Origin of the sequence: Paenibacillus agricola (genome assembly GCF_011440305.1) — a bacterium.
Lineage (GTDB): Bacteria > Bacillota > Bacilli > Paenibacillales > NBRC-103111 > Paenibacillus_S > Paenibacillus_S agricola.
In genome coordinates, this window is record NZ_JAAOIW010000009.1 from 121,005 (window position 1) to 145,178 (window position 24,174).

Genomic DNA, 24,174 nt, shown 5'->3' on the forward strand with positions numbered 1-24,174 from the left:
TTATATCAGAATATTCCGTCCTCACCCATTTTCTTGGAAATAAAATTAGCTCCCAATACAAGAATAAGCCCCACTATTCCTTTGAATATACCAACCGCAACACCAGTGCTGATTTCACCCTTCAAAACCCCATTGTTGTAGGCGTATGTATCAAATACGTCGGCAACATTCATAACTAGGGGATTCATCATCAACAGCAGTTGTTCAAATCCGACATCCATCATATGGCCCACACGAAGAATTAATAGAATGACAACTACGTGACGGATAGCTGGAAGGGTAATATGCCATATTTGCCGCAAACGTCCTGCGCCGTCGACAACCGCTGATTCATACAAAGAGGGATTAACCCCGGCAATCGCAGCTAAAAAAATGATCGTTCCCCAGCCTGCGTCCTTCCAGATGGATTGCAACGTGATCAGCAGCCAAAAATAGTCGCTGTTGGAAAGAATAACGATACGCTGCATGCCCCAATCGTGCAGTAATTTATTGACCGCTCCTACATCCGTGGAGATCATGAAGAACGTAAGCCCGGCCACAACAACCCACGATAAAAAATGCGGCAAATAAAAAATCGACTGACTGACTCTTTTAAATACCTCGTGACGAACCTCATTTAGCATGAGAGCCATCAGGATCGGGACCGGAAAATATAAGATCAGATTCATGAAATTAATGCCCAGTGTATTGCGAAGCAGTACATAAAAATGATCATAGCCAAACAAATCCTGGAAATACTGAAATCCTACCCACTTACTTTTCATCATGCCTGCAAACGGATTGTAATCCTGAAATGCAATCAGAATTCCCCACATGGGGATAAATTTGAAAATAAAGAAATACAGGCATCCCGGTAGGATCAGAAGATAGAAATATCGGTGAAGGATAAGCCGCCTAAGAAATAAACGAAAAGAATGGGTAGGTTGTAACGTTAATTTTGAATCCGCTTTCAAGTTGGGTGTGACTGGGTTTTCCATCTGCTTCCTCCTCTTCATTTTGATTCAAATTCAGTTCTTATTTCCATTTAAACGTGCGGTATTTCAACTTACAAGAGACAACTATTGCGAAAATACCGATATAAGTAAAGTCAACAAGTTATGTCCGATTTACAGCATAATTTGTCCGATTGATATAGGATTAGCGATGGAACAAGCGGAATTGGCTTGGCGACAGCTGGGTATATTTCTGGAAAATCCGATTTAGATTTCGTTCGGAATAGCCCACCAACAATGCAATATCGCTGATTTTTTGATCCGTGTCCAGCAGCAGCGACTTTACTTTATTTACTTTGCAAACCATGACAAACTCCATGAATGATGTGCCTACCTCTTTTTTGAAAATACGGCTTAGGTACGAGGGACTCATATGGATTAGATCTGCGCACTGGACCAATGATATTTCGGAGTCAATATGATCCATGATATAGGTGCATACTTGCTTTAGGCTTGCGTTGCGCGTAACAAAATTATTGGTGCCAATCAATTTCAGGTAAAGCGGAAATAAATCCTCGTGAAACCAATCCAATATTTCACAGGAGGTGTGGCGATTTCTCAGTTGGTCGAACAGATTGTATTCCATCATTTCCAGTGTGCTTCCTCCCTGCTTCTCAAACGACATAATGACTGCGGAAAGCAGAACATGGTAGCTTTGATAAATCAGGTTATAGGATTCCGAGGAACGTGTGACATCAGCAAATTCATTGAGTGCAACTTCGGCAGCCTTAAGGTCGCCCGCCTTTAATGATTTAATGATTCGTTCTTCTGTGCTATGAGGGTAGAAAAACATCGACTGTTTCTTCGCATGCTCTAAAAAACCGATATAAAGCACCCGTTCGGCATCTTTATAAATCCTGTACTGCAGCGCAAGCTGAGCCTCCCTATAGGACAATGAAACATCGGAAATATGAGCATATATTTTCCCGATGCCAACAGACATTTCAAGCTTTAAATAACGGCTGATTGACTCGCTAGTCGATAATGCATAATTGCTTGCTAACTCAATGGTTTCTTCTTCGGATAAGCCGCGGCTAAATTGCAACAACGCCACATTATTGCCGTCGATACTCTGAAACACAAAGCCTGTTATTTTCGTTTTATTTTGCAGAAGCAATTCCTCCATGATATTGATCACTGCATACGAAATAATAGGCTTATCTTCGGGTAAAAACCGTCTCTCTTTATATAAATTTTCGATATTGGCAATCAAGACGACATAGTTCTGGTTGAACGAAATTCCGTAAGACTCACATTCATTCTTAATATCAGGTTCAGTGAATCCATGCAGATTGCCCATAATTACTTTTTGTAAAAAACGTTCGCAGAGCGTATTTTTTGTTTTACTCCTATAATTTTCAAGCAGTTTGGTTTCATTTTGCAAATAGACCATGCATTCCCGGATAAATGAAATATCATTTCCTTTTTTGGCGATTCGTCCTTCGCTGATGTCTCTGCCGAAATGGATTAGCTGCTTGATCGGAGAGTAGTTCTTTTTGGATACAATCAACGTCGATATAATTCCAATCAGGATAAACAAAATCACTTGAATGATCGTATAGGTGCGAATCCAATTCAATCTATCGGTAACTACCTTTTCAGGGATCATGGACAGATAGGTTCGGCCAAATGCGGTTTTGAAATGGGAAAAAATCATGGATTTTCCATTTTCATCGACGGCTATAAAATTATCGGATGTCAGGTCTGCTGATTCGAGGATGCTAATCATCGTGCTGAGCAGCGGTTGATTGATCGGACTGGATTTGTTTGAGTAGAGAATGCTTTTATTATCATTGTCCAGAACGGTAATCAATTTACTATTGGAGATTCCGATTCCTGAGTAATCCTCCGAATAAGTGCGCAGCACCTCCATCTTTACATAAATGATGATTAATCCTGATGGTTTGCCTCCCGAAATAACAGGCAATTTTCTTGCATAGGATAATAAATCCTGTGATTTGCCCCTATTTAAAGGCAGCCATTGGGATAATTGATCCGAGTTCATGACTTTGTCAAGATCTGCATGGAATTTGATTTTACCGTTGCGAATTTGACCGTCATTACTGGAAAATAATTGACCTGTCATATCATTGTAAAACACAATATCACCGATCATTTTGTTGGAATATTTTTTGATCGTAATGGCCTTAAGCAAATCCAACTGATAGTCGACATTGTCACGAAAATCTGGCAGTGCAAAGGAAGCACTGATGATTGGATCTATAGCCAGCTGAAGCGACTGCTCCTCAAGGCTCTGCAGCAAGCTTTCCACTCTATCCCTGATCAGAAGCAGCGAGGTCTGATTGTCTTCTCGAATAACCGCTTTTTCTTTATTGATCACAAAATTATAATATACAAAGCCTGCCAAAATAACCGGAATACAAACTGATATACAACCTAACCAGATCATCCGGTGAAAGTAATACCCAGGTCTCGTATTCATATCAATAAGAAAAATATAAGCGCTTTCTATCCATTTCATAAACAGCTCCCTCTCCCCTCTACTGTTATTCAAATAAGGGGGGTTTTGTGAACAAGCAGTCATTATCCATAAAAATGTTCAGGAACGAATACAGCTTTGTATTTGTTTAAATCCGTTTTGGGATGATCTAGGTCCGTCATCACGTGGTTTTGCTGCAGTTCTAGTAATTTTTTAAGAAGTAATCCCGTTATTATATGTCCGGATGAGGGTAGTAATGCTCCAACGCCAACCGCGCCTGATAAGAAAATAAGATGGAGATTTCAGCTTGGCAAGTCGTTCCTTTAATCATAGGGCTAATTTCTATAAACCTTTAACATAGGCGATTCTTTGCAATATCTAACTTTTCCTTGATTCCTTCGAATCCACTTGTCACTGAATTGGCTTATGTATTTAATGTTGCCATACTCTGAAAAATCCAAGGCACATCGTGGCCGTCATCTTATCAATCATCCATAGAAACGTTGATATTCATTTTTTAAACCGCTTCTTTGAGTACATGATGGTTTGGCTTACTTTTCTTGATAGTTACTAGACTTATAGCATTATACGAGGACGCAAAAAAACACTTGAAATTACCCTTAATCAAGGTTCTCAAGTGTTTTGGAAGTTTGGTTTTACGTTGCTTGAACGAACAAAATCGCCTCTGTGTTTCTTATTGTGACCGAGCGGTACGGGTCGGTCAACCCCTCCGTCTTGCTCTGCACATTGCCCCTTTCAAGCAACTTCTTGTCCGTTCAAAGGGTCTTTGCCATGGATTCTTTACCATCGCTGTTTTAAATCAGCCCAGAATTCTGCAGCAATCTTTGCACGATTGCTGCAACCTCTGCTCTTGTCATGTACTTCACTTGATCATTCATCTGATGGGATCAAGCTTGTCGCGCGGATATTTTCCCGCACTCGGTCCAGCCGCTTCGTACCGGGAATTGGAACAATCTGCTCGCCCTGCGCGAGCAGCCAGGCGAGAGCCAGTTGGAACGGTGTGCAACGTTTGCGGGCAGATCGTCGAAGGTTCGGATTTGCCCGGTCAGGAAACCGCGTCCGAGCGGACTGTAAGGCACAAAGCCGATGCCGAGTTCATGCAGCACCGGCAGCACTTCGTTTTCCGCTCCACAGTGAATATTCGGTTTCCACCGCAGTGAGCGGATGAATCGCATGCGCACTACGAATCTGATCGGCTGTAGCTTCCGACAGGCCGATATAGCGAACTTTGCCTTCCTGGACAAGCTCCGCCATGGCACCTACCGTCTCCTCGATCGGCGTATTCGGATCGATGCGATGCTGATAATACAGGTCGATATAATCGATACCAAGCTGAAGAAGGCTGGCATCGACTGATTTTTTGACATAAGCCGGGTGTCCGTGCGATTTCATATCCGGCGAAACGATACCGAATTTGGTCGCAATCACAGCTTTGTCCCGGCGTCCTTTCAAGGCGCGGCCGACCATCCGCTCGTTACCGCCGAACTTTCCTTCCATAAATCCACCGCCATAAATATCCGCCGTATCGAACAGTGTGACGCCAAGATCAAGCGCGGTCATCATTGAGAATACCCGAAAACACCAGTTTTCATCTTCTGAATGACAATGTGGGTTCAGATTAACGCGATAAAAATTCGATATCTCTTCTTACCCATTCCAAAAGTTCATCGAGTGTATTAATACCCAGTCTCTTCGAGTGTATTAATACCCAGTCTCTTCCTCGGAATCCATACTCCATTATTGTAGAGAATAAAACTAGATCCACTTAGTCTAATATCGCCAACAATATTTTTTCTTCTGTGATGTTGTTTCTTAGTTATGCATTCTGCATTAAACAAATCTGACTTTAGATGCTTAATTATTCTCAGCTCAGGAATTTTAGCAAGTGCATTCAATACAACTTGATTGTCCATTACATCACCTCATTTAATGATATTCTACACTTTACCGTATTAGTAATACCCTTAGACCAACTCAGCACCGACTTCATGATAGCTATACTGCTGAAAGAAAGGAAACAAAAGCTCTGCCGTATCCACGCCCTTGAAGATCGGGGCGAATCAATTAAATATAGCAAGAGTGCTCAAATGTACTTGACGGTTAAATCCCTTTGCTTTAACATCAGTGGTGATAGGCAACGCCATTCAAATTTTCATGTAAACAAAATGTGAGATCCTCCTTATGGCAAACACGCTTCTTTTCAGCCCAATACTAATAACTTCGAACGATACGAAATCATATCCAGTCCATCATAAACCTCCTAAGCATTTTCGCAAAAAATCGGGTTCGTATAGCAGACTTAGTAGACAATCAAAAACGAGTTAGAAGTGCATATGATAAAAACAAATCATGAAAATTCTAATTTATTCGTTAGATACTTACTGTCGTATCTCTTCATACTACTGCTTCCTATCGTTGTCACCGCTTTTTTTATTTTTAGTTATTTTATGAACGTTCTAAAAGACGAGGTCATCACTAACAATTTTAATAATTTAAACAGATTTAAAATATAGTTGACCAGCAATTGTTAGGGTTGCAGAATACGAGCAACCAAATCATGTTTGTTAACAATTTGAAACCGTTTACACTGCTGCAGGAAGATCAGCTCAAGGACTGGAAGATCACCCAGGAGCTTCAAAATTATAAAGCCACCAACCGGTTTATCCATGAGATGATGATCTATTTTCGGGGAGAATCATTCCTTTACTCCAACAATAGTAGGTATACGTTTCCTATGTTTACCGACCATATTTATCAATTTAAAAATTGGAAACAAGACGATTTCTACAATGATCTTAATTCGGCTAACAGTATAACTGTACGTCCGGTAGAGGATAAAACAGACAATGAACGCTATATTAGCCTTATTTATCCTACTCTGCCGAACAATGTAGGTGCAACGGTTTTGTTTTTGGTGAAGGAGAGCACCATTCACGATCTTTTAAAGGATTATAAAAGCAAAAGCGCTAACTATTTGATTTTTGATCAAAACGGCCAGTTGGTTTCCCGTTTCGGGAGCGAAGAGTTTGATACAAACTCCAAACCATTAACTGACCTTATAACGCTAAGTCCTCAGGAGCTGTCACGTACTGTTACGTTAAATAATAATGAGTTTTTTCTCTTTTCACTCAAATCTCTGGAAACTGGATGGAAATATGTCACCCTCATCCCTGTCTCACATGTGATGGAAAAAGTCACAACCGTCCAGACCGGTTTATTGTACGGCTTGATTGCAATCCTGCTGTTGGGTGGTATAGCCATTTTTTTGAGTATGAATATGAACTATAAACCAATGGAAAAGATGCGGGATGCTCTAGCCTTTTTGTCCTTGCGAAACAGCGAATTAAGTGAAAAAGCAGAAAATAATAATACGGCAGCAAAAGACTACTTGATGTTTTCCTTGTTGAAAGGACAAATCCAATCCGTAGAAGAATTTAACGATAAAGGAAGGGATATCGGTCTCAACTTTACTAATCCGTTGTTAAGAGTTGTAATTCTTGCCTTTGATGGACAGCTTCATGCGGGAGCGGATAAACAACACTTACTAGAGACGGTGGAACAAGCAATGCTAGCCTATTTTGAAGGATATCCAAGAGAGCATATGACTGTAGTTGGCTTCCAGGATACCTTTGCGATATACAAAGCTCGAAATAACATCCCCTGTTATACGTCAAAGGGTTATAAAGAAGAATAACCTTTTCAAATCCAACGTTCATCATTCCACCGATTTGCAAGATGAGCAAAATCACAATGGTCGGCATAAGTCCGGGCAATGTAACATGGAGCATTTGTTTCCACCTGTTGGCGCCGTCGATGGTAGCTGCGTCATATAGCTACGAATCTATACCCGACAGGGCAGCGAGATAAATGATAGAGCCCCATCCCACCTGCTGCCAGACCTCGGAGCTAACATAGATGGTTCGGAACATATCTGCTTGAAGGAGCAAACTTTCCCTCTCTCCACCAAACCAAGTAATGAGGGTGTTTATTAGCCTCGCCTTTGCGGTAAAGTCCACAATCATCCCTGCAATAACAACAGTCGATATAAAATGGGGTAAATAGGTAATGGATTGTACCGTTCTTTTAAAGAGCGAATGCTTAATCTCATTAAGGAGCAGAGCCAGGATGATTGGAGCAGGAAAAGAAAACAAAAGCTGATAAATATTGTTCAAAAGTGTATTGCCTACAATTCTCCAAAAATAATAGCTGTCAAAAAAAGCCTGAAAATGCTTAAAACCTACCCAAGGGCTCCCAAGGATTCCTCTACCCGGAGAAAAGTCTTTAAAAGCAATGACCACTCCATACATCGGCACGTATTTGAAAATAATGTAATAAGCGATACCAATCAGAGATATCAGATAAATGTACTTATTTTTCATAAAATCTCTTTTTAGTGTTCTCCGATAAGTATAGAGATTTTGACTGATTTTTGATTTTTCAACATTTTTGCCCACAAGGTCTAGATTATCGATAACCCGGATCTCCTCCTTTCTTTTTAATTAATTGGGACGAGTTCTTTATATTCGCTTACTTCGGCTTGAGTTAAGCCTATCAGCAGTATCATTTAAACTCAATACTCACAATTTATATGCAATTTTTATTCTTGTCTCCATTGATTTTCCCAGAGCAACCTCGTCATGGTTCTGGACAATGCTCGTATCCACCATGCAGAAGACCTCAAAGCTTATGAATATTCCCAACCACAAAAAACAAACATATGTTCCATATTGACATAGAGGGTCTTGCTCTTGGCTACAGAAGACGCTCGCCAGCCCCCGTTCGGGACTTTCACCCTAGAGAAGACGTCCATGCTGGGCGTACTTAAAAAAGGTGTCGGGGTGAAATACCCCAACACCTTTTTTGTTTTGTTTCTATTTCAACGAATCAATCAAAGAAGCAATTTCAGGGTGCCCTGTTGGTGTTGTCTGCTTTGTCGGAATACATGGTTTTACCCGTTGCGCCGACTAAGAATCGATACGGCAGGTTGGCGTAAGGAGCCCACTTAGCGTTGTACTGGCCTTAAGGGCCTTTCCAGTAAGCGTAACGGAGGTTTGCGGCTGGGACGGGCTGATTACGAGCGGCGTTTTTCCTTCAGCTCTTTAATTCATTCATATGTCGCTGCCGCATGGCGATCTGCTCCCTGATTATTGCGCTATCGTTCTGCGTTAGCTTAAGAGCTAAACCTAAACCTAACTAAGCCTATACAGAAATTTGCTTGATGACCTTTGCTGGGCTACCACCTACGACCACGTTAGCAGGAACATCCTTTGTTACAACTGCTCCTGAAGCAATCACCGCGTTATTACCTATCTTTACGCCCGGGTTGATAATCGCTCTCCCGCCAATCCATACGTTGTGACCGATCGTGATCGGCTTTCCAAACTCCGCCCCTGAAATTCTTTCCTGAGCCCCCAGGGGATGAGTCGCAGTATAGATATGAACACCGGGAGCCAGGAAGCAATTATCACCTATACGAATTTCACAAACGTCGAGAAACACACAATCGAAGTTTGCATAGAAATTCTCACCAACATGAATGTTGTAGCCATAATCGCAGCGGAATGTTGGTTCTACGTAATAATTGTTTCCCGTTGAGCCAAACAACTCTCGCAAAAGTTCTATTCTTAGTTCATATTCTGTTTCAATCGACTGATTGAATAATCGTGTCAGCCGACGTGCGTTCAAACGATCCTTCACCAACTCCGGATCGGTCGCCTGGTAAAGTTCTCCACTTAACATCTTTTCTTTTTCTGTTTTTATTTGCATTGGTTTATTCCTTTCGTAGAGAGGTCCTTATCCTATCCTATTATATTATAACTTAATAGTTATCTTTTCTCCCGCCATGCAGATATAACTTGAAACATTACCTTCTACTGTTATATTTATTTTTATATTCCTATGGCATCGTTCGATGGACGTGTCAAATTCTTTTCCAAAAGCTTTAATAGCTTTTAATGACATGATAGGCCATTCTTCGGGAAGATTAGGAGTACAAGTAAAGGTGTCAAACAAGCCTCTATTCCACCTAATCTTTAATCCTCGCTCGCCCATGATTTCGACTATATCTTGATAGCTTAAACTATATTTCAAATACCACCTTACCGTTAGTAAAATGATCGCTGATTCATATTGCTTTCATTTAAATTAATCCATTTTCGTCTCCAAAATAAGTTACTCATCCCATGACTTCATTATCAGTTACGTTATCATGATTTAGAGCTTTGCACCACTTCCGGGATGGCTGTATATCATTCATTTCCGATCAGGTCCATTCGCTACAGACTTGCCATACAGTTTGCGGTATTGTCCGGGAGTTATCCCCTCATACGCTTTAAATTTACGGACATAATTCGGCAGGTCGATGTACCCGCAATGCTGGACAATATTTTTGATAGGCTCCGCAGTTTCCGTAAGCAAACGCTTCACTTCCTTCATTCGCATTTTCGTTACATAGTCGATGAAGGTGGCTCCGACTTGTTCACGAAACAATTTGACAATATGCGATACGGAGACACCGCACTCATCGGCCACGAGATCCAAGCTTAGCCCCGGATTCCGGTATGACTTATGAACATATGTGATCATCCGTTCGACAAGCTCCTCATGGCGTGTTTCCTTCATTTTTTCAACCAAACCGCACACAGAATCGATTAAATTCCGGAGCATCTGCTCCCAATTCTTCCAATGTTTGAAAGGTCATCAAATTTTCCAGGTCACGGGCAAACACATGTTTATCGAGCGCTTTGATCTCTTTGATAAAATTATTCGCGATATCAAAACATACGTATCGCAGCATTAATAACGATGAACTTCGGCTTATAAGCGCTTTCATAATAGCATCCAGATTTTCACGTGCGACTGACCGATCCCCCTGCCTTAAGCTTTGATTAAGACGGATTTGCTCCTCAATGGGATACCAGTGTTCTTGCTCGCTGTCGGCCTTTATTTCACCGAATTGATGGTAGCCTTCCTGCCCGGTTACAACAGCATGCTCCAGACATGCCGAAGCCTCGACATAAGAGCGGTTTATATGAAGAGGATCCGTCACGACGGAACCGACCGCAACGATCGGTATAACGTCCAGATGCTCCTGAACCAGTTGCGCGAGGAATTGTCCATGAACTCGTTGGGCGTCCTCGTTTGATTCATGAGCATCAGCATTGATGATTGCCGCGATCCACCGTTCCTCGGCAGGCTCCACACCGTATAGATTAACTTTTCCCTGGGAATACGGCTCTAACAGTTTCAATATTTGATCTTTAATCAGAGGGGTTAATTGTGACGGTTCTTTTGATGTAATCGTAATAACATAAAACAAAGGATGGGGAAAACGAAGCTCCAAATCTTCCTGCCAATACAGCAGCTCACCGTGAGTATCGAGTTTGCCGCCCAGCAGCTTCAGCAGTAATTGCTCCCTGATTGCTTCATGGTGCATATCAACTCTCTCCCGCAGCTTTTTGCTTGTATGGATCGCTCGCCTTCCATCTGTAACAGTAACTTCCTCACGTATTTGCTTTTGTAAATCCCATCCTGATTGGATAAGTGCTGGTGTTTGTATTTAGAGCATATATCGCGTTCTGATAAGTTTTTTTGTTCAAGGTAAGCCCTCCTAATTGACGATCACCAGAAAAATTGTTCCTTAGACTCATTCCACAATCCAACTGGAATTTCCTTTATTCGACAGACTTTTTCCATCATTGTACATCACAACAAAAACACCTACATAACATTAAACGTTTGTTCGCATGAAAAAACCTTCCAAAAGGAAGGTCGTTTAAATTTATGTATTCAGTAATTATGAACAAGCCTGCATGTCTGATTCTTTTATCCTAATCTATTTTGGAAATTTCACTATATTTTTTAAAATTGTCTAGAATCGCCTGCCAGCCTGCTTTTTGCATCTCAATCTCATTAGTAGCTTCTGCTTCAAAAGCTTCAGTTACTCTAGTCTCGTTATCATGACTAATAAAAGTAACAGTAGTTTTTCGTCCATCTCCAAGAGTGAATCCAATAAATTCATTTTTCTCACTTCATCATAAACCCCACCAAAATCAAATCCAAAACTTCCATCCTTTGCTTCCATTCTTGTAACGAATTTTCCGCCAACCCTTAAATCATTTTCGGCATTTGGTGCATGCCATTCATCAGTAGCAAAATACCACTTTGTTATATGCTCTGGTTCTGTCCAATACTCCCACACTTTTTCAACTGGTGTATGAACCGTGGCTTCTACCGTTATCATTACTTTATTACCTGTTTCCATTTTACCGCCTCACTTTTAATAGATTTAGAATCATAGTTAATTATATATGTTAAAAGCATCATCTTAAATTGCGACTATGGGCAGTTGATTTACCCTCAAAATACGCCTTTTACCAGATCTGCTCAATCCTCTCGATATTTCCTTACCACGCACTCCAATGTGTGGAGTATACAGTGACAACAAAAACATGATAGTGTCCGAAGGAATAGTGTTTGCTCTAGCTTATCAGATTTCTTTATACATGATACCCCCAACCATTGGTAGGGGGGTTATCATGTCTTATGCACTTTTCTCTTGCTCTAGAAAGGCTTCGATTTGTTTCTTATGGTGTTCGTCATGATGTATGAATACATTAACAAACTTCTTATATGTATAGTTCCAGTTATTAATAGTGAATTTGTTTGTATCATCATATTTTTCTTTTAGTAATTCAAGCAACTGTTGTCGTGTCTTGATTAAGTCATCGATAAGTACGTCTAAGGTAGTGTATGCTTGGGCAAATACTGCGGCTTCTTGGTTATGCTTCTCAATATCCACGAAGAATAATTTTGCCCCCTCCGCCATACTTGGAAGCATCATTTCTAAACTGTTCTTATCCCAGTGCATAATGTGAGTTAGAATCTCCCTGAGAGACCATTTCCCCGTTGATATAGGTTTTATCCAGAGATCTTTGTCAGTCTCCCTCAATTTTTCCACCCAAGGTAAAAAATCAGTGAACTGGTTCAATGTCTTGTTCTGCTTAACAGCCATCGTAACTCTCCCTTCCAAATTCTTATGGATAACATACCACAAAATCCCAATAAAAGCAAACAAATGTTCTTATTTTTAGGTTGATTATTTACTGTTGGGCTCATTTCAAAAAAATATCTCACAGGCATGAGCACGATTAAGCATATAATATTATGAACTTTTCCTTCATTCGGCACTGGGTGGGCTTCTTAGGAAAGCATTACCTGAGAAGTCCTTACAAGCTGCTGTATAGAGTTTCAGAGCATAATAAATATAGTGCCATAAAACCGCATAGAATCAAGGTTTTTCATATTCGTTTGTGTTCTTTTATAGTGATTTGTTGCCCTTGATGTTAATGTTTCACATCAATTTCACATCAATATGAGAGTTGTACAAAAGATCACCCCATACCCTGTAGATTCGATGTGCCATAAACGACAAGAAGCACCTGCTCCTGTCCGGAAGTGATGAGGACAAGAAACAAGTGCTTCAAGAATACGTTGACTGAGTAGTAATCCAACCATCCACCGATATCAACCATTACGGTGCGGAAATCACGTACAGGGTTTTCAGCAATGGAGACGAGGGGAGTCGAGCCCCTGTCCGAAGCTAACGCCACATAGGCTTCTACGGGTGTAGTCACAGTCTTGATGTCACTTGAGAGTTACTAGAATTAGTAACGAGCTGACTTTCCATTGCTTCCAAATCACTCAGTACATGATCATACATCTAGGAGAAGCGAAAGGCTTGTCTTCTCATCCACATCGTTGCAACCCACTTTTCCCCTTTAATCACTGGCGTACCTGCATGCAAGGTGAAGTCGTTTAATTCATGATTATTGTAAAAATATTCGAAGTAGACCGCCATTCCTTTGTTTGGAACAACAGAAAAATTAAGCATGGGGAACGCCGTTTCTCCGCCTTCCTCCACATCATTCAAATACATCACGAGCGTACTAATTCGATTGTTGGCACTTGCTCGACTCGTTTCTGCGAAGAAATCATAATGAGGTCGATACTCTTGGCCAGGGGTATACAGAAGAACTTGCAAGCCATCACTATGCTCGATAGGAATATTCATAATTTGAGAGAATCGCTTCTCGATTCTTGTAATCGTCTCATTCTCCTCACAGAACACCCCACTACTCGTTCTAATTTGATTGACCGCATGATCTTCGCCTATTTTTGAACGTTGCAATTGTTGCCTAGAATGTTTAATTAGCTCATCGCATTCCTCATCGCTAAGCACATTTCCTAGTACGACAATCAGAGGTGCCTCATACTTGGCAAGAATTCGAATCTCTCGATCTTCTGTCTTGATCGTATTTCCAGCATGATCAAATATCGTCCGTTCTTTCTCTGTCGTATTCCCTATCATCCTTATACGGCCCCTATACTATGACATCCACCATAAAAATACGATACCATAAAATGGGATTTTTTACTCTACAAATTTCAGAAAAATCAAAATAATTAAACTGCCTGGTATTGGTGGAGGCGAGGATAGTATCGATATTCAGATTTAAGTTGCTCCCGATGCTCACTCGACGATGACTACCTTAGCGGTGAATATCGATCCCGCACTCCCTTCGCTTACGCTGCGGTCCGTGCGGACTGAACCCCAGAAAGGGGCAACTCCCTGTCTTTCCTTTCCACACAACGCAAAAAGGACACCTCAGAGGTGTCCTTTTTCATGTTCGTGGAGGCTAGGGTAGTCGAGCCCCCTGAATGTTCTCTTTGAGCACTCTCACGGCTTACGCCGCGTCCACATCGCCACACAGCATCTACGGGTAGTCAATTTAAACAGGGGCACTGTGTCTCTACCATCCATATTATCTTCGAAATCAACCTCTTCTAAGTATTTCTCTGTATTATTGAAGATGATAAACCCAGTTAATCCGCCATAATCGTGATGTCAACTGAAAATTATGGGAGCTATAAGCAATATCTACAAATCCAAAATAAAGAAGAAGGAGCTACAGGCTAAGCTGCATTCCCCTCCCTTTATAATTGAAACAAAGCATATTATATACGATGAGTCCCCAAATAAGTGGCTTGTCAGTACTTTCTACTTAGAAGCTTTTTCCTAGTACATGAGCTTGTTTAATTGCCTCCATGTTCAGTCCCCAAACCGAAACTTTTTTTAACGAATTTTTCGTGCGGCTGCCACGACATATGCTCCTCGGGCAAGCGTTCCAGAATACGGCGCGTAGTGGCCAGTTCATACGATGCGTCGCCGACGATCAGTTGTTTGACCATAAATTCCTCTCCTACCTTATAGAGTTTAGCATACTATAAATTCCAGTCGAGTGGAAAGCTCTCTGGTTAACCGACTATGATATTGCGCAATTCTGCCCAGTTAAATGAGCGGGTTGTGGTGCAAAAAATTCTTGCACCACAACCCTAAATCGTTCGGATGGTCTAGCCCTAGCCGTCTTCCAGCTTTTGTTTGAGCCAGGCGCTGCAGATCGTCGAAGGCTACTTGTAATTGGCCAAGAAATCGACTGCAATAATAGTTGAATGAGGCACTGGAAGGGTAAGAAAATGCCTTGAAGGAACAACATCCCTCAAGGCTAAATTTATAAATTATTGCTGGAAGCATGCCGGTACATATCTTATTATCCCTTTTATTGTTAATATTTTTATAGCTTATACAGCTCACGCGCATTTTCATAAAAGATACGGTTATGCAAGGTTTCTGGCAATTTCGGGAAAGCAAGCCTCGGAGAATCAAAGTCCCAATGTGGATAATCGCTTGAGAACATCATGATGTGTTCGGCATCCATGGCCTCCAGTGTGTTGAGCAAATGCTTGTCATTGTCAGGGCGCTCAAGAGGCTGCGAGGTCACACGAACATGATCACGCAAATATTCACTTGGCCGTTTTTTCACCCAGGGCACTTCATAACGCAGCGCCTTGTACTCAGCATCCAAACGCCACATCAGCGTAGGCAGCCAGGCAGAACCGCCTTCAACCATAACCACTTTAAAGCCAGGAAACTTTTCAAATACACCTTCCGTAATAAAGCTGACCAAATGAGCCTGGAAAGCTAGGGACAGGCATGTATGCCATTCAATATAATGGGTTGGATAACCCGGTGACGGTTGAATATTGATTCCCATTCCATCCGTGCCGGGGTGGATAGCCAGAGGAAATCCATGGCGCTCGCAGGCTTCATAAATAGGATAATACTGCCGTTGCCCAAATGGCGCCCGTGCACCAGAATCCGTCATTACTTGTACGAAATGTGGATGCCCAGCCCAACGTTCGATTTCTTTCGCGGCAGCAATAGGATCCTGATGCGCAATCGTTATTGAACCTTTGAACACGCCATCCGGGTTGTATTTACCTAACCACGTATCCGCTTGCCAGTCGTTGTAAGCCGCAGCGACAGCAGTAGCGAAATCAGGATCGGGATGCAGATTGCAGAAAGCTCTCGGCAATAAAATCGCATGGGCAACATTGAAAGGCTTAATATGCTGCTCACGGAGAAATTCTGGATCGCTCCCCTCAGGTCCTCCGTTAGTCGGCTTGGCATCCAGACGGGCTCCGTGAACCGGATTGCCGAATAAACCGCGCCCGCCGCCATTATGCCTGCTTTTCCATGGCATTTGCATATAGGAACGAATCTCATCAATGCTTTTGGGCATCGGGTGAACGTCACAATCGATAATACCTTTATTCATTTTAATCATTCCTCCACTTCATATTAAATATAGATAATGACCAATCCTGCTTCTACCTTAACGGGGTAGGTTTCAACTTCTGCCAAGGCTTCTGCAACTGCCGCAGATTCTGCCGCTGCAATTGCCACTGATCCTGTCGCAGCTATTCCCTCAACTGCTTCTTCCAGCTCTATAGCAACCTCATAGGTTTTAACCATGCATTTATGCGGGTCGTAAATCGATTTGCCCGTGGTTAGATCAAATTCCCATCCATGCCATGGGCAGCGGACAATCTCCCCTTGCCTCCCATAGATGTATTCACCAGGTTCAGATGGCAATGTCATTCCGGTTACGGTGCCCACACACAGGGGTGCTCCTTGATGTGGACATGTATTTTTCAATGCATGATACATACCGTTAACATTAAATAGCCCTACAGATCGACCTTCCAAATCCAAAATTTTTCTTGTGCCCTGGGGCAGCTCAGCCACTGTACCCACAATATGTCTTCCCACTTTAATTCCACCTTTATTTATTGTAATAGCCTATTAAATTGTAAGAACTCAGTCCGTTTAAGCTAAAAAATAGTTATCATGGCCCGGTATTACGATATCAGCGATTTCGGCGATTCGATTAATCGATTCCACGGTCGCATCAGGATCCACATTGTTGAAATAACCTTGCTTAGTACGATAAAAGTCCTCGGTCATTGCAGCATCCGATGCTAACACTATATTGCCTTCAGCCGCCTGAAAGACAAGACCTGTCAGACCCAGCGTATGACCTGGTAGGTGAATGTATTCAATTCCCGCTGCAAGCGGGGCTTCCGCAGGCTTTACCCCAGATAAATGAGGGTCATCGGGATTTTTCAAGTATTTAAATTCCTCTTTTGCCATTAATAACGTCGCTTTCGCGAAGGCATGGATGTCTACAACATGGTCGCCATGCGAATGTGTCAAATAGACTATATCAATATCTTCATGGGTCAACCCACAGCGCGCATCCAAAATGCGAGCCATTTCCTCTCTAGGAAACGAAGGGTCAATGAGGATGTTCTTGCCTTCGGCTACTAGCAGCACAGTGGTACAAAACGCTTGTCTATGCGCCTTTCCCTCATCCTCACCCCAAAATCTATTCCTACTAAGGCATCCCAGTGTCAATAGCTTCCACTTAATAAGTCCATCCTTTACTTCCATCGTTATTTGGCTCCCTTTCGCTCATCATCGGTTTGATAAATACGCGCTGTCAACCGCGGAATATCGGATACATCTACCGTTGGAATGAATGCTTCTAGCAAACGAATATTTTGCTCTACTTCCTCGGGCCAACGCATCCCGATATTTAAAACGTCTACTCTCGAATCAGACAATAGAAACTTCATACATAAGGCATACACATCCGTATTAGCCAACACCTGTGGCTCCAGGTATTCGAGAGTTCGTTGAAATATACCTGAAGTCATTGGTCTCATAACGGCTACTCCAATATTGTTCTCTGCCGTTTTTTTTAGCAAATGAAGTGCTGCAGATTGGTAAATAATATTGTAGCAGGGCTGTACGACACTGAAATGTCCACTATCAATTAAATCGAGTGCCGAGAACGGCTCCTCTGTCGTAAGCCCCAGCCATCTGACTTTGCCTTGGCTCTTCAGTGACTCCAATGCCTCCAAGGGTCCATCATTAAGAATATGATAGGTATCCGCAGGGGTATACATGCCTCCATGAAATTGAATGACATCTACATAGTCCGTTTGTAGCCGGCTTAAGCTTTCTTCTACACTTTGGATTACAGAGGCTTTGTCCAACCCCTTCCAACCGACCTTGGTTGCCAGATAACAATCTGCACGCCTGGTTTTGAGCACATCACCTATAATACTCTCGCTATGTCCATTGCCGTAGCTGGGAGCTGTATCGATATAATTGATCCCTGCATCCAACGCCGTATGAATGGTACGAATAGCTGTTGCGCGGCCTTCCGTACTGTAGGGATCCCATCCATTCGCTTTATTAACTCCAGAGAAGGGGTAGCCCCCGAGTGCAATTCTGCTCACATGCAGCTCTGTCTTGCCAAGTGTAGTATATTTCATTGTCAACACTCCTCTTTTATCCAATCTATTAACCCATTTATTTAACTATATTTTTGCCTTCTTTGTTGTACCAGTCCGTCCAAAATTGGATTGCTTTATCTCCGCCAGACGATTTCCAATTTTTAACATAATCATCCCAGGTGGAATCGATATCTGCGTTACCCAGCACCGCTTTAACTTTATATTCATCCGAAATTTTGGTAAGGCTGAAGCTGGAGAGCTCTGGGTAATAAGGCAAGGCAGCCTGGAGCTTATCCAAGGCGCCATTCTTGATTGCATTATCAAGCCTATCGATGGATGCCTTCGGATAGACTAAGCCCAAATAGGATTTAACTTCATCATCATATTGGCCCGGATTAACCATCGAGAAGCCCCAATGCAGCGAATGCTTTTGCTTAAGGATTTCCGGTTTGCCATTGGTCATTTTATACTCATCATCTTCCACACCAAGGTACAGCCACTTCTTGCCCTCATCCGAGCAAACCCAATCAAAAAATTTCATTAGTGGCTCTACATTTTTACTGGTTGCGGGAATTCCGATATAATGGCGATTAATGGAGCTGTAACTGAATTTGGCCGGTGCTCCATCCAGCTTGACAGGCAAATCGACGGCTTGCCATACTTTATCAACGGTTCCATCTTCATACCCGGGGAATTGATTGCCATGCCAGAAGTTGTTAGTAATCCCATACTTCCCTGTTTTTAATTTGTCCATATAAATTTGCACATTGGTCGTTACAAACTCAGGATCCAGAAGCTTATCCTTGACCAATTTTCTCATGAATTTCAAAAATTCTTTATACTCGTTGGTAATCTCAGGTGGAGTTACTTTGCCATCAATAATTTTATAAAAGTTGGCATCCATCGATGCTGAGAACATTTGTCCCACATACTGCAACCCAGCGTTGCTTATAAATCCGAAGGTATCATTCTTGCCATTGCCATCGGGATCCTGCTCCGTAAAAGCCTTTCCTACCTGATAAAACTCCTCTATCGTTTTTGGTGTTTTCAGATTAAGCTTTTCCATCCATAATTTATTAATATATACATTTTGTGTAAGTGCATCAAATCGGGAATAAGGGAAGGCGTAGATCTTGCCATCTTTAGTAACGGGTAGAAAAGCCTCCTTTTTCATAAATTTAGCGATATTGGGATATTTGGCAGTGTCGTTGATATAAGGAGCTAAGTCTGTGAGCAAGCCTTGATCGGCAAATTTGAGAATCGTATCCCTAGTGCTCGTCATAAATGCGTCCGGCGGGCTCCCTGAAGCCATCATAATATTCAGCTTATCTGCATAACCAGCAGAGCTAGGGGCATCCAATGCTACTTTAACGCCCGTTTTTTTCTGTAAAAAATCAACATATTTATTTTTGAGCAAGGTTCCTTCCGTCAAATCGACATTAAAATCGAACATGTAATTCACGGTAACCGGGTTGTCCGCAGTTGGTTGTACTGACTCCCCAGGTTTTACGGCGGTGCTGCAGCCAGACAATGCTATCATCATCGCAGACGTGCCAATTACTGAAGTTTGAAGCCGTTTCGAATATTTCCCCATAATGTGCCTCCCTTTTCATATAGACAACGGAACCAGCAGCTGTACTGGCGAAGTAATTAATCAATCCCTGTCCAGCTACAGCTACACGCTTTCCTATGCCCTACCAAGAATGATAGCGATTTAATGGCAAAAATAAATGTCTATTAATTTAAAATAAGAGCTTAAATTTAGTTATGTATTGTCCAAATTTTTTGTACATAGGGATTTATCTGAAAGCGCTTGTCGTTTTATTTTTTAAATACATAGTTCGAAAAACAGCAGGGGTAACATCATGATTTTTCTTGAAATTGCGTATATACGAATGCACGGTATCATAACCGCAAACTTTGGCGATTTCCTGTACAGTCAATTCCGTTTCTTTGAGGCAAATGATAGACTTTTCAACTCGCAAATCATTAACATAATCTATGAAATTAAAACCCAGATTTTTTTTTATAAAACTGCTCAAATAGGAGGGATTCATGTGAAATTCCTCAGCCAGGTTGCTTAACGAAATGTTTTTATCGAAATGGTTGTTGATATGCAATAAAATTTTTTCCATAATGATCGTGTCCATATTGTTTTCCATGCTTTTTTTGTAGCTGAGCACCTGGCTGCAGGCTCTTAGAATATAAGCCTTTTTCTCCTGGATCATCTCATAGCCGTAAAGCATCACAAAAATGTCCTCTTGAAATACATCATTGATCGAATAACCAAGCTCTAGTAAATACTTGACAATGCTGTATAAAATATTCGAGTAAACCGCATTCATCGCATCTAACGAGAACAAGTGATTATCGATGCTATGTTCAAAAATTTTGTTCAGGCTTTTTTCAATTTCGTCAATATTTCCTTTGCGGATACAGTCGGCGATATGATTAATTTCCTTTAGTGGGTAAATATAGTCGTCTTTTTCAATCAATCGAAAATTTTTACATTCAATAATTGAATCCCGCCCATAAATGACCCGATAATCCAGACCTTTGACTGCTTGGGCATACAGATTCGGAATTTGTTTGATTTCATTGGAAATTTCCGTTACAGCAGCACAAACAGACAAATTGAAATTTTCCTGAATTTCTTTTTGCACATAGCAAATGGTTTTTTTCAATTCTAAGATTACTTTTTCCGGCTTTTTCCCCGATGCAATAGTTAATAGAACAGCAATCTTGTCGAGATCCGTTTTAACTACAAAGGGAATATGATCGACCATCAGCATGTACTTGATTGCCTTCAATATCGATCTGCTGATCGTATGGCGGTCTTCACTTTGCGTATTCAGCAAATTTTTGTAATAATCATTAACCTGAAAAACGATAATCAGGTATTCCCGGTCGACAAGATCGATTGTAAACTCACTGGTTTTGTTAATAATTTCTTCTCTTGATGAAACTTTACCTGTTAAAATATGGGAGATCAGCGTTTCCCTCAAATCATCGATATTATCCTTTAAATTCTGGCTATAGCGCACCAGCGGCTTTGAATACATTCTCTTGAAGTAAGGAAAGGTTATAATAGATAAAATAAGCAGCACAATTGTCGCCAGGGCCACATACAGAATCGTTTGATTATCGTATTGGATATCGCTTAGAATCTCGCTGTAAGGAACAATATAAGCGATCTTTACCCCTTTGTTCTTGCCATTGGAGACAGCAAAAAAATAGGTTTGTTTATTCCATTTCACATAACCTGTGTTCAAAATTTCATTGTGGGTCAATTCATTTTTTAGCATCTCTTCCTTGCTGTTTTCGAAAACATTCAGGACTTCATTGTTTCTATAGGTGAGCACATTTCTTTTATCATCAAAAAGAATAATACCGCCCGAATTATTTTTTATTTCAGTCAGCAATTTTTTCTCATTGATGTTCACGACCAGCACACCACCCTCTGTGCCGCTTGCGGGAATCGTTGTTACATAAGGAATAATCATATTGACTCCCGAATCCGTCTGCCTTTCGACTCTCGATTTACTAAAGGCCGTTTTCTCCTTGTTTTGCAAATATTCTGTTAAAACCAGCTTCCCAGGAAAAGCTTCAAGATCCGATATCATAAAATTGGTTGAAAAAATTTTGTTTGTTTTTCGGTTGTACAAATAAATCGAGGATATTTCCGGATCGGAATTGATAATGCTAATAAATCTCCTTTGAATTTTATATAGCGTGTAATAATCCAAATTATTGTTATCATTATATTGGGCCCATTCATTCGTATCATAATCCGTAGCGATCTGATAGCTGATCGAGCCTATTTTTTGTACGAGTGTTTCCACTATGCTGTTCATTGTCTTATAATCAGAAATATGATTGTCTATTTTCTTTTCAATAGCCACATAATGATTTTTGACCATATACAGCATAGCGGCGCAATAAAATAAGAGAGTGATACTCACATATAAAATAAACAGCCGCTTACCAACATTATCCCCATTAGGTTTGGAAGAGAAAATCATTGTTATTCCTCCTCTCATATGATGCTCGGATGCATCAAAAAGGTAACGCTTACAATGCCGAACGTTTGTTTGACATTGTTATTTTACTACACCTGAGCTGGAATTCAAAGCCATTAACGCACACAATTCCTCTACTAATTCGATCGTCTTGACCGCATCCACCAGGTCAGCAGACGGCGGCTTTCCTTGCACAATTATATGAACAAAATCATTAAATAAATTTTCAAAGCCAATATAAGAGAAGTTGGACATATGGCCATTATTCAAGCTCCATTTCAATGTATCGTTTTTCTCGTAGAGTGAATCGACTGTTCCCGCTTTTCGCATTCCCCCTGGTCTCCTATATTCTACGCTCCTGATATTATCGATAGTAATTAAGTGCCCCACTCCGGTTATTTCAACCTGTTCCATCGGGTAGCTGCCATCCTGCAATGAGCTGGTCTGCAGCATTCCAATCGCGCCCAGCTCGTTGACGAACGATATATTAAATCCGAGTCTTGTGCGGTCAACTCGTTTGACATCGACATGGGTTAAAGAAATCTCGCCCATCAAATAACGTGCCAAATCTAGATGATGGATAATATGCTTATAGATGAATGCATGCTCAGATTCATACTCGGAGGCTTGATATTTAGCGAGATACATCGTCAATTCTCCGAACTCTTCCCTTTGCAATATTTCTTTGGCCATTATGTATGCAGGAGTGTACCGTTTATTAAGCCGCTGCATCACATAACAATTTGTTTTCCTTTGAAGCTCCAGCAGCTCTCTTGCCTCCTTCGACGTGAGACAGGCCGGACGTTCCGTTAGCACATGGACGGCAGACTGCAAGCAGGCCTTGACGATCATATAATGCGTGTCGATCTCCTCCGGAAAACTGATTACTGCGTCCAGATGTTCTTGGTCCAGCATTTCATTATAATCTGAGTAGGTTTTAAGTACGTTATACCGCTGTGCAAACTTGGCCGTCCTCTCTTCATCCGGGTCGCATATTGCCGATAAGCTAATCGGCAAATGCTTCGTACAGTCATATACAAAGTTATATACCAAGCTGTTGCAACCAATTAATCCGACCTTTAACAAAGCTTCCAAGATATCACCCATCCTCTTTTTGGAATCAACCCTTCACGGCCCCTAGCATAACACCCTTCATAAAATGCTTTTGAATAAATGGATAAACAATAATAATAGGCAAGCTTGATGCAAAAATAGCCGAAGATCTCAATGTCAATGAAGATACACCTTTAGTCATCGCGGTTGCATCGCCGCTGGCGACAATATTTTGCATTTGCACAACCATATTTCTGAGGAAAATTTGCAATACCTGAAGCTTGGGTGAATTGGTGTAAATGACTGCGTCCAAGAATGAGTTCCAATGCCCTACAGCCGAAAACAACGCAATCGTTGCAATGACCGGCATCGACAAGGGAAGAATAATTTTGATTAAAATATAAATATCATTAGCACCATCGATTCGTGCTGATTCTTCCAGACTTTCCGGCACATTCTCGAAAAATGACCTTAACAGGATAATATTCCATGTGCTTATGGCTCCAGGTATAATTAAAGCCCAGATCGTGTCAATCAATCCCGTTGCTTTCACGATTAAATAAGTTGGAATAATTCCACCGTTAAACATCATGGTAATAATAATAAATAGCATGAAAAATTTTCTGGCTGGCAAATATCTTTTGGATAGCGAATAGGCGAACGAGCATTGTAAAATTAAATTTACTAGCGTGCCTAGTGTTGTTCGAGTCACCGTCATATAGAAAGCGCTTAAAAATTTATCATTAAACAATAATGTTTTGTAAGCCTCCAAAGTAAATCCTCTTGGCAAAAGCATCAATTCCCCTTCTGCAATTAAATCTGGATTACTGAGCGAAGCGACTAAAACATAATAAAATGGGATAAAGGTAACCAGACCAAACAAGATTAATACACTATAGATGAGAACATTATAAACGCCGCCTGTTTTCAATGCTGCCACTCACTT

The 24,174-nt window shown here is 41.3% G+C and carries 17 protein-coding genes and 5 pseudogenes; all 22 read right to left on the reverse strand.

The genetic code is table 11. The features are described from left to right. Positions 1-5: 5 nt before the first annotated feature. Positions 6-977 (reverse strand): ABC transporter permease, encoded by a 972-nt coding sequence (locus G9U52_RS23060; RefSeq protein WP_166152995.1) that lies wholly within the window; start codon positions 975-977, stop codon positions 6-8. 160 nt (positions 978-1,137) lie between these two features. Next, the gene (locus G9U52_RS23065; protein ID WP_166152996.1) at positions 1,138-3,474 is read right to left on the reverse strand and encodes an AraC family transcriptional regulator; all 2,337 of its coding nucleotides are present in this window, start codon (positions 3,472-3,474) and stop codon (positions 1,138-1,140) included. Between the two features lie 849 nt (positions 3,475-4,323). Next, a pseudogene (locus G9U52_RS23070) lies at positions 4,324-5,070 on the reverse strand (aldo/keto reductase). A gap of 59 nt (positions 5,071-5,129) precedes the next feature. Continuing rightward, positions 5,130-5,366 carry a hypothetical protein gene (locus G9U52_RS23075; RefSeq protein ID WP_166152998.1) on the reverse strand — a complete coding sequence of 79 codons (237 nt, stop codon included), beginning with the start codon at positions 5,364-5,366 and terminating at the stop codon, positions 5,130-5,132. Positions 5,367-7,054: 1,688 nt separating this feature from the next. Beyond that, a pseudogene (locus G9U52_RS23080) lies at positions 7,055-7,832 on the reverse strand (ABC transporter permease); the annotation flags it as partial. An 820-nt stretch (positions 7,833-8,652) separates the two neighbouring features. Further along, entirely contained in the window at positions 8,653-9,213 is a 561-nt protein-coding gene (locus tag G9U52_RS23085; RefSeq protein ID WP_166153172.1) for a maltose acetyltransferase domain-containing protein, read from the reverse strand. Positions 9,214-9,480: 267 nt separating this feature from the next. Then, positions 9,481-9,570 (reverse strand): annotated as a pseudogene (locus tag G9U52_RS40170) (IS6 family transposase); the annotation flags it as partial. Positions 9,571-9,705: 135 nt separating this feature from the next. Next, positions 9,706-10,086 carry a helix-turn-helix transcriptional regulator gene (locus G9U52_RS23095; protein ID WP_207953155.1) on the reverse strand — a complete coding sequence of 127 codons (381 nt, stop codon included), beginning with the start codon at positions 10,084-10,086 and terminating at the stop codon, positions 9,706-9,708. Continuing rightward, the gene (locus G9U52_RS23100; protein ID WP_166153002.1) at positions 10,079-10,888 is read right to left on the reverse strand and encodes a CdaR family protein; all 810 of its coding nucleotides are present in this window, start codon (positions 10,886-10,888) and stop codon (positions 10,079-10,081) included. The genes G9U52_RS23095 and G9U52_RS23100 overlap by 8 nt, the downstream gene beginning before the upstream one ends. Positions 10,889-11,282: 394 nt before the next feature. After that, positions 11,283-11,716: pseudogene (locus tag G9U52_RS23105) on the reverse strand (SRPBCC family protein). Positions 11,717-11,995: 279 nt separating this feature from the next. Beyond that, complete coding sequence (locus tag G9U52_RS23110) at positions 11,996-12,466, reverse strand: DinB family protein (RefSeq protein ID WP_166153003.1); 471 nt, start codon at positions 12,464-12,466, stop codon at positions 11,996-11,998. A gap of 379 nt (positions 12,467-12,845) precedes the next feature. Then, complete coding sequence (locus tag G9U52_RS23115; RefSeq protein ID WP_166153004.1) at positions 12,846-13,088, reverse strand: hypothetical protein; 243 nt, start codon at positions 13,086-13,088, stop codon at positions 12,846-12,848. A gap of 86 nt (positions 13,089-13,174) precedes the next feature. Beyond that, positions 13,175-13,822, reverse strand: coding sequence for a 2OG-Fe(II) oxygenase (locus G9U52_RS23120; RefSeq protein WP_166153005.1), 648 nt, complete (start codon positions 13,820-13,822; stop codon positions 13,175-13,177). A gap of 773 nt (positions 13,823-14,595) precedes the next feature. Further along, positions 14,596-14,703, reverse strand: a pseudogene (locus G9U52_RS23125) (DinB family protein); the annotation flags it as partial. A gap of 383 nt (positions 14,704-15,086) precedes the next feature. Then, the gene (locus G9U52_RS23130; protein WP_243767508.1) at positions 15,087-16,130 is read right to left on the reverse strand and encodes an amidohydrolase family protein; all 1,044 of its coding nucleotides are present in this window, start codon (positions 16,128-16,130) and stop codon (positions 15,087-15,089) included. A gap of 23 nt (positions 16,131-16,153) precedes the next feature. Then, complete coding sequence (locus tag G9U52_RS23135) at positions 16,154-16,624, reverse strand: Rieske (2Fe-2S) protein (protein WP_166153007.1); 471 nt, start codon at positions 16,622-16,624, stop codon at positions 16,154-16,156. 57 nt (positions 16,625-16,681) lie between these two features. Continuing rightward, positions 16,682-17,305, reverse strand: coding sequence for an MBL fold metallo-hydrolase (locus G9U52_RS23140; protein WP_166153008.1), 624 nt, complete (start codon positions 17,303-17,305; stop codon positions 16,682-16,684). Between the two features lie 2 nt (positions 17,306-17,307). Next, positions 17,308-18,195, reverse strand: a complete 888-nt coding sequence (locus tag G9U52_RS23145; protein WP_166153009.1) for an aldo/keto reductase — start codon at positions 18,193-18,195, stop codon at positions 17,308-17,310. Between the two features lie 37 nt (positions 18,196-18,232). Further along, on the reverse strand, positions 18,233-19,750 hold the full coding sequence (locus G9U52_RS23150) for an extracellular solute-binding protein (RefSeq protein ID WP_166153010.1): 1,518 nt from the start codon (positions 19,748-19,750) through the stop codon (positions 18,233-18,235). 205 nt (positions 19,751-19,955) lie between these two features. After that, positions 19,956-22,178, reverse strand: coding sequence for a helix-turn-helix transcriptional regulator (locus G9U52_RS23155; protein ID WP_166153011.1), 2,223 nt, complete (start codon positions 22,176-22,178; stop codon positions 19,956-19,958). A 78-nt stretch (positions 22,179-22,256) separates the two neighbouring features. Then, entirely contained in the window at positions 22,257-23,270 is a 1,014-nt protein-coding gene (locus G9U52_RS23160; RefSeq protein WP_166153013.1) for a Gfo/Idh/MocA family protein, read from the reverse strand. A 25-nt stretch (positions 23,271-23,295) separates the two neighbouring features. Further along, positions 23,296-24,168 (reverse strand): carbohydrate ABC transporter permease, encoded by an 873-nt coding sequence (locus G9U52_RS23165; RefSeq protein WP_311764911.1) that lies wholly within the window; start codon positions 24,166-24,168, stop codon positions 23,296-23,298. Between the last annotated feature and the right edge of the window lie 6 nt (positions 24,169-24,174).

Excerpts from the sequence above, each read along its gene's own strand:
- G9U52_RS23060 (WP_166152995.1), bottom strand. The coding sequence starts at position 977 with ATGGAAAACCCAGTCACACCCAACTTGAAAGCGGATTCAAAATTAACG.
- G9U52_RS23065 (WP_166152996.1), bottom strand. The coding sequence starts at position 3,474 with ATGAAATGGATAGAAAGCGCTTATATTTTTCTTATTGATATGAATACG.
- G9U52_RS23075 (WP_166152998.1), bottom strand. The coding sequence starts at position 5,366 with ATGGACAATCAAGTTGTATTGAATGCACTTGCTAAAATTCCTGAGCTG.
- G9U52_RS23100 (WP_166153002.1), bottom strand. The coding sequence starts at position 10,888 with ATGCACCATGAAGCAATCAGGGAGCAATTACTGCTGAAGCTGCTGGGC.
- G9U52_RS23110 (WP_166153003.1), bottom strand. The coding sequence starts at position 12,466 with ATGGCTGTTAAGCAGAACAAGACATTGAACCAGTTCACTGATTTTTTA.
- G9U52_RS23120 (WP_166153005.1), bottom strand. The coding sequence starts at position 13,822 with ATGATAGGGAATACGACAGAGAAAGAACGGACGATATTTGATCATGCT.
- G9U52_RS23130 (WP_243767508.1), bottom strand. The coding sequence starts at position 16,130 with ATGAATAAAGGTATTATCGATTGTGACGTTCACCCGATGCCCAAAAGC.
- G9U52_RS23140 (WP_166153008.1), bottom strand. The coding sequence starts at position 17,305 with ATGGAAGTAAAGGATGGACTTATTAAGTGGAAGCTATTGACACTGGGA.
- G9U52_RS23145 (WP_166153009.1), bottom strand. The coding sequence starts at position 18,195 with ATGAAATATACTACACTTGGCAAGACAGAGCTGCATGTGAGCAGAATT.
- G9U52_RS23150 (WP_166153010.1), bottom strand. The coding sequence starts at position 19,750 with ATGGGGAAATATTCGAAACGGCTTCAAACTTCAGTAATTGGCACGTCT.
- G9U52_RS23155 (WP_166153011.1), bottom strand. The coding sequence starts at position 22,178 with ATGATTTTCTCTTCCAAACCTAATGGGGATAATGTTGGTAAGCGGCTG.